General features: G+C 74.0%; 12 protein-coding genes. 5 read left to right on the top strand and 7 right to left on the bottom strand.

The features are described from left to right. Positions 1 to 6: 6 nt before the first annotated feature. A complete protein-coding gene (gene tsaB / locus SLINC_RS27250) occupies positions 7 to 663 on the bottom strand; it encodes a tRNA (adenosine(37)-N6)-threonylcarbamoyltransferase complex dimerization subunit type 1 TsaB (protein WP_067438016.1) in 657 nt (218 codons plus the stop codon). Between the two features lie 136 nt (positions 664 to 799). Here tsaB and SLINC_RS27245 point away from each other — a divergent pair, with 136 nt between their 5' ends. Further along, positions 800 to 1,351, top strand: coding sequence for a hypothetical protein (locus tag SLINC_RS27245; RefSeq protein WP_067438014.1), 552 nt, complete (start codon positions 800 to 802; stop codon positions 1,349 to 1,351). Between the two features lie 22 nt (positions 1,352 to 1,373). Here the strand turns inward: SLINC_RS27245 and SLINC_RS48570 are convergent, their stop codons facing one another. From SLINC_RS48570 to SLINC_RS27220, 6 genes are all read right to left on the bottom strand, one after another. Then, positions 1,374 to 1,535, bottom strand: a complete 162-nt coding sequence (locus SLINC_RS48570) for a hypothetical protein (protein ID WP_170068283.1) — start codon at positions 1,533 to 1,535, stop codon at positions 1,374 to 1,376. A 147-nt stretch (positions 1,536 to 1,682) separates the two neighbouring features. Then, entirely contained in the window at positions 1,683 to 2,228 is a 546-nt protein-coding gene (gene tsaE, locus SLINC_RS27240; RefSeq protein ID WP_067438012.1) for a tRNA (adenosine(37)-N6)-threonylcarbamoyltransferase complex ATPase subunit type 1 TsaE, read from the bottom strand. Further along, the gene (locus SLINC_RS27235) at positions 2,194 to 3,444 is read right to left on the bottom strand and encodes an alpha/beta fold hydrolase (RefSeq protein ID WP_067445751.1); all 1,251 of its coding nucleotides are present in this window, start codon (positions 3,442 to 3,444) and stop codon (positions 2,194 to 2,196) included. The genes tsaE and SLINC_RS27235 overlap by 35 nt, the downstream gene beginning before the upstream one ends. A 126-nt stretch (positions 3,445 to 3,570) precedes the next feature. Then, positions 3,571 to 4,752, bottom strand: coding sequence for an alanine racemase (gene alr, locus SLINC_RS27230; RefSeq protein WP_067438010.1), 1,182 nt, complete (start codon positions 4,750 to 4,752; stop codon positions 3,571 to 3,573). 45 nt (positions 4,753 to 4,797) lie between these two features. After that, on the bottom strand, positions 4,798 to 5,685 hold the full coding sequence (locus SLINC_RS27225; protein WP_067438008.1) for a L,D-transpeptidase: 888 nt from the start codon (positions 5,683 to 5,685) through the stop codon (positions 4,798 to 4,800). Between the two features lie 162 nt (positions 5,686 to 5,847). Further along, positions 5,848 to 7,371, bottom strand: a complete 1,524-nt coding sequence (locus SLINC_RS27220) for an NAD(P)H-hydrate dehydratase (protein ID WP_079164743.1) — start codon at positions 7,369 to 7,371, stop codon at positions 5,848 to 5,850. A 279-nt stretch (positions 7,372 to 7,650) separates the two neighbouring features. Between SLINC_RS27220 and SLINC_RS27215 the strand changes: the two genes are divergently transcribed. From SLINC_RS27215 to SLINC_RS27200, 4 genes are all read left to right on the top strand, one after another. Further along, positions 7,651 to 9,294, top strand: a complete 1,644-nt coding sequence (locus tag SLINC_RS27215; RefSeq protein WP_079164742.1) for an FAD-binding oxidoreductase — start codon at positions 7,651 to 7,653, stop codon at positions 9,292 to 9,294. A 125-nt stretch (positions 9,295 to 9,419) separates the two neighbouring features. Then, positions 9,420 to 10,679: a sedoheptulose 7-phosphate cyclase gene (locus SLINC_RS27210; protein WP_067438003.1), complete on the top strand. Its 1,260-nt coding sequence runs from the start codon at positions 9,420 to 9,422 to the stop codon at positions 10,677 to 10,679. Then, a complete protein-coding gene (locus tag SLINC_RS27205) occupies positions 10,676 to 11,755 on the top strand; it encodes an ROK family protein (RefSeq protein ID WP_067438001.1) in 1,080 nt (359 codons plus the stop codon). The genes SLINC_RS27210 and SLINC_RS27205 overlap by 4 nt, the downstream gene beginning before the upstream one ends. Further along, entirely contained in the window at positions 11,752 to 12,918 is a 1,167-nt protein-coding gene (locus SLINC_RS27200) for an alcohol dehydrogenase catalytic domain-containing protein (protein ID WP_067437999.1), read from the top strand. The genes SLINC_RS27205 and SLINC_RS27200 overlap by 4 nt, the downstream gene beginning before the upstream one ends. Positions 12,919 to 12,927 lie beyond the last annotated feature (9 nt).

The raw sequence follows: 12,927 nt of genomic DNA, 5'->3' as shown, positions 1-12,927 counted from the left end.
TGTCGGTCACTTGGGCGTGACCACCTTGTAGTTCTTGGGGACCTGGGCATCGGGGCGGCGCAGGTACAGCGGCCGGGGAGCGGGCAGTTCCTCGCCCGCGGCCAGCTTCCCGGCGGCGAGGGCCGCGAGGGAGGCGGCCGACACGTGCTCGGGCTCGTGGACGACGGGGAAGGTGTCCGGGTACAGCAGCGCGCCCGCGCCGACCGCCGGCAACCCCTTCACCTGCTCGGCGATGTCGGCGGGCCGGTCGACGGCCGGTTCGGTCAGCCGGGTGCGGGAGTCCGCGTAGCGCGCCCAGTAGACCTCCTTGCGCCGCGCGTCGGTCGCCACGACGAAGGGCCCCTTGTCGATGTCGGCCGCGTGGGCGAGACCGTCCAGCGTGCACACACCGTGCACGGGGACGCCGAGCGCGAGCCCGAAGGTGTCGGCGGTCATCAGACCGACGCGCAGGCCCGTGTAGGGACCGGGGCCGATGCCGACGACGACATCGGTGACGGCGTCCAGCTTCAGGCCGGCCTCGGCGAGCAGCCGGTCCACGGCCGGCAGCAGCAGCTCCCCGTGCCGGCGCGCGTCCACCTGGGTCGACGAGGCGATGACGTCCGTGCCGTCGTGCAGCGCGACGGTGACGGCGGGGGTGGCGGTATCCAGAGCGAGCAAGAGCACGCAAACAGCCTACGGCGCCCCGGCGCCGGTGTCGGACGACCCGTGTCGGAGCCCCGGAAGGGGTGGTCACCTGCTGCTACCGTCACGGCACAGCAGGACGTACTGCGCGAGGCTCTACACGAGGCAGAGGTGGACGGTGGCAAGCAGCAGCGCCGGATTCGTGACCGGGCTCACCGTGGCGGCCGTGGCGGCGGTCGGCGTCCTCGCCTACCAGGCCTCGGCCAGCGTCCCGGCCGGCCTCGGCGACACCCGGGCGAGCACCCCGTCCACGGCCGCCTCGAAGGCCCCCCGCGACCAGCGGAACGCCACCGCGCTGCCGGCCGCGTCCGGTGCCGGCCGACGGGTCGTGTACTCGGTGGCCGCCGACCGGGTGTGGCTGGTCGGCGCGGACGGCAAGGTCACGCGCACCTTCGCCGTCACCCCGGGCTCCGTCGACCCGGCGCCCGGCACCTACCCCGTGACGTCCCGCTCGAACTCGGTCACCGGCACCGACGGCACCCCCATCGAGCACGTCGTCCGCTTCACGAGTGTGGACGGCGTGGCCATCGGCTTCAGCGCGGCGCTGGACGGCTCGGCCCCGGCCGCCGACCCGGCCGTACGCACCGGCGGCATCCGCGAGTCCCGCCCGGACGGCGACGCGATGTGGCGCTTCGCGACGATCGGCGAGAAGGTCGTCGTGATCCGCTAGGGCCTGTCCCCGGCGCCCGGTCCTAGGCCGCCTTGCGGTCCTGGGCGGGCCGCTGGGCGGTCTGCGGGTCCGGCATGCGGGGCGGGGTCGAGATCGCGTGCGCGGCGGCGCAGGACGCCAGCAGGTCACGCATGGACACAGCGGCGACAACCGGGTACGGCTGGGCCTTCTCGGTGGCCGACATGGACGCCTCCTGTAAGTTCGGGGGCGGGCGTAGTTAGGTAGACCTAAGTACGGACGGAACACCATGTGACCACGAGCGAGTCGCCGGACGCAACATCTTGCCGACGTCTTGTCGGAACATTCATGAACCCGACCCTCCGCTCCGAGGTCAGGCCGACAGCACGCTCAGGTCCACCGCGGCCCAGCGCCCGCCCAGACCGGTCACCGTCACGTGCCGCACCTCGTCCGTCTCGGGGGATCCGGGGGTCGCCCCCCGCGCAGGCGCAGTGCCCACCGCCCGGTGGATGACGACCGCCAGCCGGTCGTCGGTCAGCTCCTCGACCTTGCCCTCGCCCCACTCCACGACGATCACCGACTCGGGCAGCGAGACGTCGAGGTCGAGGTCCTCCATCTCGTCGAGACCGCCGCCCAGCCGGTACGCGTCCACGTGGACCAGGGGCGGACCCTCCCCGAGGGAGGGGTGCACGCGGGCGATCACGAAGGTCGGGGAGGTGACTGCCCCGCGGACCCCGAGCCCCTCGCCGAGCCCCCGGGTCAGTGTCGTCTTGCCGGCGCCGAGTTCCCCGGTGAGCATCACCAGGTCGCCTGCGCGCAGCAGCTTGGCCAGGCGTCGGCCCAACTCCCGCATCTGTTCGGGAGAGGTGACGGTGATCTCGATGTCAGCCGGGTTGTGCGGTGCTGCTGGTGCTTCCATAGCCATTTACGGTAGCTCCCGCGGGGACGGCACCCGCGCGGGTGAGCAGGTCGGCGAGACGGTCGGTGACCACTTCCGGGTGTTCCAGCATGACCAGGTGCCCGGCGTCCGGCACGAGCACCAGTTCCGCGTCGGGAAGCAGGTCGGCGATGGCCTCGCTGTGCTCGCTGGGCGTGACGAGGTCCCCCACCCCGGCCAGCACCAGCACCGGGAGGCCGGCGAAGTGGGCGAGCGCCTCGGTCTTGTCGTGGTCGTTGAACGCCGGGTAGTACTCGGCGACCACGTCGATCGGGGTGCCCTCGATCATCCGCTCGGCGAACCGCGCGACGGCCGGGTCGACGTCACGGGAGGCGAACGAGTACCGCTTGATCACCCCGGCGAACAGGTCGGCGGTGGCCCGCCGCCCCTTCTCCACCAGGGCGGCCTGCTGCCCCAGCGCCTTCAGTACGCCGGGCAGCACCCGCCGTACGGCGTTGACCCCGGCGACCGGCAGCCCGAAGTTCACCTCGCCGAGCCGCCCCGACGACGTACCGATCAGCGCCACCGCCACCACCCGGTCGCGGATCAGCTCGGGGAAGGCGTCCGCCAGGGCCATCACGGTCATGCCGCCCATGGAGTGCCCGACCAGCACGATCGGCCCGTCCGGTACGGCGGCGTCGATGACGGCCTTCAGGTCGCGGCCCAGCTGATCGATGCTGACCGCTTCCTTGTCCCGCACCTGCGCCACGCCCCGCCCGGAGCGCCCGTGGCTGCGCTGGTCCCAGTGCACGGTCCGCACCACGCCCCTGAGCGCCGCCCGCTGGAAGTGCCAGGAGTCCTGGCTGAGGCAGTAGCCGTGGCTGAAGACGACGGTGACCGGGGCGGGGGCCTTGCGTCCGAAGAGGCGGCGCCGCCGGGGCGCGGGTCCGCCCTCCGGCTCCACGTCGTCGACCTCGTAGTACAGCTCGGTGCCGTCGTCGGCGTACGCCTTGCCGGGGGTGCCGCGCAGCGCGCCGTACGGGCCCGCCGAGTCGAGCGCGAGGCGGGCTTTCTGGCGCATCCCGCGGCCGACGGTGAGCCGCTCTATGGCGACACCGGCGGCCGCGCCCGCGGCGACCACGCCTATCGCGGCACCGGCGATCCCGGTCGCCCTGCGCCAGCCGGCGCCCGCCCCCGTGGCGGCGGAGGCGACGGCCGAGGCGGCGTCCACGACGGCCTCCGCACTGCTCTCGCTCACGTACCGCTCCTCTTCGCCGGACTTCGGCATCGCTGGGACGCCATGATGCCTGTGCTGTCTGTGTTGCCTGTGACGCGGGTGTTCAGGGATGGTGCGGGGCTTGCCGGACTGACGTGCCCTGTGCGGTTACCCCGGTTGTCCCTCGTTCTGTCCCTCGTTCACATAGACGCGGGGAACGCGCGTTCCGATCCGGGTGACGATTTCGTACGCGATCGTCCCCGCCGCCTGGGCCCAGTCCTCGGCGGTGGGCTCACCGCGGTCGCCGGGCCCGAAGAGGACGGCCTCGGTACCGGTCTCGGGCTCGTCGCCCCCGAGGTCCACGACGAACTGGTCCATGGCCACCCGCCCCGCCACGGTCCGCCACTTGCCGTCGACCAGCACGGGGCCGGTGCCGGAGGCGTGGCGCGGGATGCCGTCCGCGTAGCCGACGGGCACGAGGCCGAGGGTGGTGTCGCCCGGGGTGACGTAGTGATGGCCGTAGCTGACGCCGTGGCCGCCCGGCACATGCTTCACCAGGGCGATGGACGCCGAGAGCGTCATGACCGGGCGCAGTCCGAAGTCGGCCGGGCTGCCCAGCTCGGGGCTGGGGGAGATCCCGTACGTCGCGATCCCGGTCCGCACGAGGTCGAAGTGGGACTCGGGAAGCGTGAGCGTGGCGGGCGAGTTGGCGATGTGCCGCACCTCGGGGCGGACACCCTCCTGCTCGGCGTACGCCAGCATCTGCCGGAAACGGCCGAGCTGGGCGGCGATGGAGGGGTGGCCGGGTTCGTCGGCGCAGGCGAAGTGGGACCAGACACCGGTGACCCGGAGGAGCCCGTCGGCCTCGGCGCGCAGCGCGCCGGCGACCAGTTCGGCCCAGTCCTCCCCCGGCTGGCAGCCGTTGCGGCCGAGCCCGGTGTCGGCCTTGAGCTGCACCCGCGCGCTGCGGCCGGCTTCCCGCGCCGCCGCGACGACCTCCCGCAGGGCCCACATCCCGCTCACGGCCACGTCCAGGTCGGCCTCGACGGCCTCTCGCCACGGCCCGCCGGGCGTCCAGAGCCAGCACATGATCCGCCCGGTCAGTCCGGCGGCCCGCAGCGCGAGCGCCTCCTCGGGCGTCGCCGTACCGAGCCAGCCGGCCCCCGCCTCGACCGCCGCGCGGGCACACGGCACCGCCCCGTGGCCGTACGCGTCGGACTTCACCACGGCCATCACGGCCGCGCCCGGCGCATGGGCGCGCAGGGTCCGCACGTTGGCCCGCAGGGCGGCCAGATCGATCTCGGCGCGAGCACGCAGGGGCGCGCTCCGCGGGGCAGCTGTCTCACTCATCGCGCCCCCAGTGTCTCAGAGGGGGCAGGGGAGCCCGCCGGACGCCTACGTGCCGACCCGTTTCCCCCATACATAGACCCGGTCGCCCTTCTTCAGGACGTCCCACAGCTTGCGGGCGTCGGCGAGCCGCAGGTTCACGCAGCCCATGGAGCCGACCGTGGTGTGGATGCTGCCGTAGACCGCGTGGAAGGCCTGGCCGCCGCTGAAGAACTGGGAGTACGGCATGGGCGTGTTGTACAGCGTCGACCAGTGGTTCTTGTGCCGCCAGTAGACCTTGTGCCAGCCGGGCCGGGTCGGGTACGCGGCCCGTCCGCTCCTCATCGGCACCGGTCCGAAGACGACCTTCTTCCCCTTCTGCACCCAGGTGAGCTGCCGCGTGAGGTCCACACAGGCGACCCGGTACGTCCGCACCGGGCACTTCCCGGCGGCGTTCGGGTTCTTCCGCGCCGACAGGTACCGCATCCGCGCCCAGGTGACCGGTCCCGCGAAGCCGATGGCGGGCTTGATCTTCTGCTTCACCTGGAAGGAGCGGATGACCCGGCAGTCGGCCGCCGACTGCTTCCCGTCCACCTTCAGCTTCAGCCACCGCTCGACCTGCCGCTGATACGGCCCGGTCTGCTTGCTGCACGCCACCCGGGCGACGGCGTCCGCCAGCGGCACGTACTCCACCAGCGCGTACGTCCCCTCCACCGCCTCCGCCGGCTCCACGGCCTCCTCCTGCCGACTGGGCGTGTACACCTTCGGCGCGAGCACCTGGTCCGGCGTATCGATCAACCACGGCTGATACGGCCCCGGCGGCACCCCGGGCACGAGTTCCGCCTCGGGTCCGGCGGCGGGAGGCGGCACGTCCGCGGCGGCGGTCCCGACCGGGAGCGCGGTCACCGCGACGAGCAATACGGCGATGCCCTGACGGGCGACACGTCTGCTGATCATGCGATCAGAGAAACCCGCCGCCCCTGGCGATCGGCGGAGCCGCGCGGGCAGGTCACCCGTACCGGCCAGTCACCGAGGCGGCCCTCTCAGCCGAGGAACACATCCCGCCGGCCCGACGTCGCCGCTGCCGGCCGGTGCCACCGGCCAGTCACCCCGCCCCGCTCAGTCGAGGTACACATCCCGCCACGCCCTCCGGATCGCGTCCGCCACGTCATGCGCCCCCACCGGCGCCCCATCCGCCGCGAACCGCCCCGCCAGGCCGTGGAGGTAGGCGCCCACGCTGCCCGCGTCCAGCGCGGAGAGCCCCGCGGCGAGCAGGGACCCGGCGAGCCCGGACAGGACGTCGCCGCTGCCTGCCGTGGCGAGCCAGGCCGTGCCGGTGGGGTTGACCCGTACCGCTCCGCCGGCGGGGTCGGCGACCAGCGTGGTCGAGCCCTTCAGCAGGACGGTGGCGTCGTAGCGCGCGGCCAGTTCCCGCGCCGCCGCGAGCCGGCCGTGCTCGACCTCCTCGCGGGCCACGCCGAGAAGGGCGGCGGCCTCTCCGGCGTGCGGGGTCATCAGGGTCGGCGCGGTGCGGGCGCGTACGGCGTCGGCGTCGGCCAGCCGCAGCCCGTCCGCGTCGATCAGCACGGGCACGTCGGCCGCCACCACCTCGGCCACGGTCCCCGCGTCCTCCCCGGCCCCGGGCCCCACGACCCACGCCTGCACGCGCCCCGCCTTGTGCGGCCCCCGGTCCGACACGAGCGTCTCGGGAAAGCGGGCGATCACCGCGTCCCCGGCGGGCCCCACGTACCGCACGGCCCCGGCCCCGCCCCGCAGCGCCCCGGACACGGCGAGCACGGCGGCCCCGGGATAGCGGTCGGACCCGGCGGCGATACCGACGACGCCACGCCGGTACTTGTCGCTCTCCCCCGTCGGCACCGGCAACAGCCGCGCCACGTCGGCGTGTTGCAGCGCCTCCAGTTCGGCCCCGTCCGGCAGCACCTCGCCCAGCCCGATGTCGACGAGCCGCACCGACCCGGCGTACTCCCGCGCGGGATCGATCAGCAGCCCCGGCTTGTGCGTCCCGAAGGTGACGGTCAGATCGGCCCGCACGGCCGCCCCGCGCACCTCCCCGGTGTCCGCGTCGACCCCGCTCGGCAGATCCACGGCGACCACGGCGGCCCGGGCCCGCCCGGCCGCGGCGGCGAGCGCCTCCGCGTCCGGCCGCAGTCCCCCCTTCCCCCCGATCCCGACGATCCCGTCGACGACGAGATCGGCGCGCGCGATCAACTCCTCGGCGGAAGCGGAGGAAGCGACGGAAGCGACGGAAGCGACGGAAGCGGCAGTACCGGTAGCACCGGCAGAGGCAGCAGCACCGGCATCCCCGCCGGCCCCCACCACCCGTCCCGCCGCCCGCCGCAACGCCCCGAGTCCCCCCGCGTGCGCCCGCTCCGGCGCGAGCAGCACCGCCGTGACGCCCGCGCCGCGCCGGGCCAGCCGGGCCCCGGCGTACAGCGCGTCCCCGCCGTTGTCCCCGCTGCCGACGAGCAGCACGACCCGGCTGCCGTACACCCGCCCCAGCAGGTCCGCGCAGGCGGCGGCGAGTCCGGCGGCCGCCCGCTGCATCAACGCCCCGTCGGGGAGCCGCGCCATCAGCTCCCGTTCGGCTGTCCTGACCGTCTCCACGCTGTACGCAGTACGCATGCGACCGAGTGTGCCGCACCGGCGCCCCCGGCGGCCTTCTCGGACTTTTTCCCCGGACGTATGAATGGGTGCGGGGAAAGCGGAAAGGAGGGCACTGCACAGCGCCCACCCGCTGATTTACGCCACTGTTTCTTGCGCCGCCCGCATGAGCCGAACGAGTAATACGGCATGCGAATAAGCGCTCCGGATCAGGCATTTGTGTCGGTGCGGGACGCCGTTCTACGTTCCTCGGGAATCGCCTGACAAGGGGGTTCGATCGTGAACGGGGGGCTTTACCGCATGAGTTCGATGAATCGTCGCCGTCTGCTCTTCTCCGGGTCCGCTGCCGCCGTCGGCGTCGGCGCCGGCCTGATGACGGGTTCCGCCACCGCGGCCCCGGCCGGCGCGGCCGCGGTCACCGTGACGCCGGACGACGCCCGCTACGGCGACCTGATATCCGGCCTGAACCAGCGCTGGGTCGCGGCTCCGGAACGCATCGCGCTGCCGACGACGACACGCCAGGTCGTCGAGCTGGTGCAGGACGCGGTGGACCGCGACAAGCGCATCAGCATCCGGGGCGGCGGACACTGCTTCGAGGACTTCGTCTTCCATTCCGAGGTCGAGGTCGTCATCAACATGTCGCGGATGAACGGCGTTTCCTTCGACGAGGAACGCCGGGCGTTCGCCGTGGAGGGCGGGGCCACGCTGCTCCACGTCTACGAAACCCTCTACGAGGGCTGGGGCGTCACCATTCCCGGCGGCGCCTGCTATTCCGTCGGCGTCGGCGGTCATGTCAGCGGCGGCGGGTACGGAATGCTCTCCCGCGCCCACGGTCTGACCGTCGACCACCTCGACGCCGTGGAGGTGGTGGTCGTCGACGACACCGGCCGGGCCCGCAGCGTCGTGGCCGGCCGGGACCCGTCCGACCCCCACCACGACCTGTTCTGGGCCCACACCGGCGCGGGCGGCGGCAACTTCGGGGTGATCACGAAGTACTGGTTCCGCACGCCCGGCAGCGACGGCCCGGATCCGGGCGGGCTGCTGCCGAGGCCGCCCGCCGAGGTCTTCGTGACGATGGCGTCGTGGCCCTGGGAGGACGTCAGCAAGGCCGGTTTCGTCGGGCTGCTGGAGTTCTACGGCTCCTGGCTGGAGCGGCACAAGGACGTCACGTCGCCGTACAAGGACATGTGCGTCTGGCTGATGCCCAACCACCAGTCGGCCGGCGACATCGCCCTGATCGCCCAGCTCGACGCGACGGTCCCGGACGCCCCGCGCCTGCTGACCGACTTCCTCACGGGCCTGAACCGGGCCCTCGGCGTCAGCGACACACCGGGCGTACCCGAGCGCACCGGCGGGACGCACCGGTCGGCGTACGCCACCACCCAGCGGCTGCCCTGGCTGCGTGCCACCCAGTACGTGGGCACGGTCAGCCCGACCCAGACCGACCCGAACATGCGCGGCAAGCACAAGTCGGCGTACCACCGCAGGCCGTTCACCCGGCAGCAGATCGAGGCGGTCTACGAGCACCTGACCCGGTCCCCGCAGAACGCCCGGATCGCCGGGCTGGTCATCCCGTCCGCGGGCGGGCGGATCGGCGAGGTCGACCCGGCCGCGACGGCCGTGGCCCAGCGCGACTCGATCATGAAGGTCACCTACGAGACGTACTGGTACGACGAGAGCGACGACGCCGCCAACATCGCCTGGGTACGCGGGGTCTACGCGGACGTGTACGCCGGCACCGGCGGAGTGCCGGTCCCCGACGGGCGGACCGACGGCTGCTACGTGAACTACCCCGACTCCGACCTCGGCGACCCCCGGTACAACCGCTCGTCCGTGCCCTGGCACGACCTCTACTTCAAGGGGAACTACCGGCGCCTGCAGCAGGTCAAGCGGCGCTGGGACCCCCGCGACGTCTTCCGGCACCGCCAGTCCGTCAGGACCTGAGCGCCCGTACCGCCGTCATCGCCGCCGCACGTCCGCGTGCCGCTTTCCCCATCGACCTGCCGACCCTTCCCGATCGACGGAAGGCGCCCCCAGGGGTGCCGGTCCGTCAGGAACGAGGATGCGCCATGTCTCTCGCCACCCCGGCTCCCTCCCCCACCCCCGCCGCTCCCGTCTTCGCCACCCCCGTCGACCTGCCCAAACCGCCCGGCCTGACCTGGCGGGTGCAGTCCCGTGAGCCGGTCGGCTACGACGTGCACGTCGTACGCGGGCTGCTCGACCCGGCCAACCCGGCCCTCGCCCGCGCCTGCGGCGCCGACGGACAGACCCCGACCCGCTGCCTGGTGGTCGTCGACGACAAGGTCCACACGCTCTACGGCGACCGCGTCCGCGCCTACCTGGACGCCTGGCGCGTGGAGTCCTTCTGGAAGGTGCTGCCCGGCGACGAGGCGGCGAAGGAGCTGGAGAGCGCCGTCGAGGTGACCGAGGCGATGACGGCGATGGGCCTGCTGCGCCGTACCGAGAAGATCGTCGCGATCGGCGGCGGCGTGGTCCTCGACGTGGCCGGGTTCGCCGCCAGCCTGTACCGGCGCGGGGTCCCCTACGTCCGGGTCCCCACCACCCTGCTGGGGCAGATCGACGCGGGCATCGGCGTCAAGACCGGGGTCAACCACGGCACCCACAAGAACCGTCTCGGCACCTACTACGCGCCCGAGACCGCCCTGATGGACCCGGAGTTCCTCGCCACCGTGGAGCCGCGGCACATCGTCAACGGTCTGGCCGAGATCATCAAGATGGCCCTGGTCAAGGACGCCACGCTGTTCGGCCTCCTGGAGGCCACCGTCACCGGCGCCGGACCGCAGAGCCTGGCCGCCGGCGGGCCGGTCGCCACCGAGGTGATCTCCCGGTCCATCGCCGGGATGCTCGACGAGCTGGAGCCCAACCTGTGGGAGCAGGTGCTGGAGCGGTCGGTCGACTACGGCCACACCTTCAGCCCCTCGCTCGAACTGCGCGCCGATCCCCCGCTGTTGCACGGCGAGGCGGTCGCCGTCGACATGGCGATCTGCGTGGCGCTCGCCCACCACCGCGGTCTGCTGTCCGCCGAGGACGCCGACCGCGCGCTGCGGCTGATGCACACCGCGGGGCTCCCGCTCACCCACCCCGTGTTCACGACCGACCTGCTCGAAGAGGCTCTGCGGGACGCGGTCAAGCACCGCGACGGCCTCCAGCGCATGCCCCTGACGGACGGCATCGGCCGGGTGCGGTTCGTCAACGACCTGACCCGCGACGAGCTGGACCGCGCCCGCGCGTTCGTACGCCAGCGCGCTGGCGCCCTGGGCACCGCCGAGGACGCGAAGGACACCGACCTGCTGGCCGTGGCGTCGTGACCCGGCACGACGAGATCGCCGTGGTCGACGTGGGCGGCACCCGCCTGCGCCGGGCCCTGTGGTCGCCCGAGCGGGGTCTGCGCGACCTGGTCGACGGGCCGTCGCCGAGTGTGCGGACCCACCCGGACCTGCCCGTGCGGGAGGTGCGGCGGCGGATGGTGGACGCGCTGTGCGCGGCGGTGCCGGCGGGCGTGACCCGGGCCGGGGTGTCGTTCGGCGCGGCGCTGGACCACCGTACGGGCACCGTGTACGCCTCCGCCCCCCTGTGGGGCGCGCACACCGAACCCTTCGACCTGCTCGGCGCGTTGCGGTCGGCCCGGCCGGAGGTCGCCTGGCACCTCGTCAACGACGTGACGGCGGCACTGCTGCACGCGGCCGCCGCACCGCACCGGCGCACCCTGCGCAAGCTTCTCCTGGTCACGGTCAGCACGGGCATCGCGGCCCGCACCCTGGACCTGCGCACGGGCACCGTCGCGGTGGACGAGTGCGGGCTCCAGGGCGAGATCGGCCACCTGCCGGCCGCGGTACCGGCCGCGCTGGGCCCCGTCGAGGCCCGGCTGTGCGACTGCGGGAGCGCCGGCCATGTCGCCGCGTACTCCTCCGGCCCCGGTATCCGGCGGCTGGCCGAGCTGACGCGGGCGCGGAACCCGGAGCGCTGGGCCGCCTCGGCGTTCGGGCGGGCCGGGGCGGAGGCCTCCTTCGAGGACACGCTGCGGTCCGCGCTGGACGCGGGCTCCACGACCGCCGAGGTGCTGCTCGCGGCGGCCACCGAGCCGCTCGCCCAGGTGCTGCGCACCGCGCTGTGCCTGGACCCGGAGCTCGACGAGATCGTCCTGACGGGCGGTGTGGTGTACGGCCTCGGCGACCACGTCCGCCGCGCGCTGCTGGCGCATCTGACCCGTGCCGGCCTCTACCTCACCGCCGACCGGTCCCCCGACTGGGCCGCCCGCCGCCTGACCACGTCCCGCCCCGGCGAGGCGGACCCGCTGATCGGCGCGGGCCTCGCCGCCCACGCGCCCGATGCCGACGGCATTCCGCCGGCGCCCGCCCCTCACCTGACAGGAGCCTTCCGATGAGCGCGGCCCTGCACCGGGCCATCGTCCGGGACGGCCGGCGGATCCGGGTGGAACTGCGCCCCACCCCGCGCCCCGTGGCCGGCGAGGTCCTCCTCGCGCCGCAGACCGCCGGGCTGTGCGGTACGGATCTCCAGATGCTGCGCGGACTGCGCGGTGACCCGGCGCCCGTGATCGGGCACGAGGGCTCGGCGCTGGTCGTCGCGGCGGGGCCCGACGCGGACCCGGCTCTCGCGCCCGGGACCCGGGTCGTGGTCAACCCGACCCATCCGGACGACCCGTCCTTCCTGCTCGGCCACCATGTCGACGGCCTGCTCCAGGAGCGCACGCTGATCCCGCAGAGCGCGGTGCGCGCCGGGCTGGTGACGCCGTTGCCCCAGTCCCTCGCCCCGGGTGATCTGGCCGCGCTGCTGGAGCCGTTGGCGACGGTGCGGTACGCGTTCTCGGTCCTGGAGCGGATGGGGGTCGGCACGCTCGCCGTCTTCGGCGACGGCACGGTCGGGCACCTCGCCGTCCGGGCGGCCGGGCGCCTGCTCGGCCCCGGGGTGCGCACCGTGCACGTCCACCGCACGGACGCGGGACGCGCCTGGAGCGAACACCGGGCGCACCGGGCGGACGTGCTGCTCACGGCGGCCGAGGGCGGCGAGGCCCTGCGTGCCGCGGTCGGCGACGCCCCCGCGGCCGTGCTGCTCGCCACACCGCGCGACGCGACCCTGCGCTGCCTGGAGACGGCGGTGCGGGCCGTGCCCGGGGAACTGGTCGTCGACCTGCTCGGCGGGCTGCCCGCCGACGCCACGAGTCCGCTGCTGCCCGGCGTGGAGCTGGCCGCCGTCCGCGCGGCCAACTGCGGCGGCCGGCCCGCGGTGCCGCGCATCGCGCGGGCCCTCACCGACACCGGCGCCCCGGTGCGGCTGTTCGGGCACCGCGGGGTGGCGGAGCGTCATCTGCGGGACGCGGCGGCCGAGTTGGCGGCGGCACCGGAGCGGTACCGCGACCTGGTCACCCATGTCGCCGACCTCGACGAGGCCGCCGACATCATGCGGCACCTCGCGGCCCACCGTGACCGCACCTGGCGGGGCCGCCGCCTGATCAAGCTCGCGGTACGCGTCGCACCGGACCGCTCCGCCGTCCCCACCACGCCTGCTCCGACCGCGTCGGCCGTCTGAGCCACCCGA

Origin of the sequence: Streptomyces lincolnensis, assembly GCF_001685355.1 — a bacterium.
GTDB classification, from domain to species: Bacteria; Actinomycetota; Actinomycetes; order Streptomycetales; family Streptomycetaceae; genus Streptomyces; species Streptomyces lincolnensis.
The sequence above is the reverse complement of the archived record's forward strand: the minus strand, read 5'-3'. Positions and strand labels throughout refer to the sequence as shown.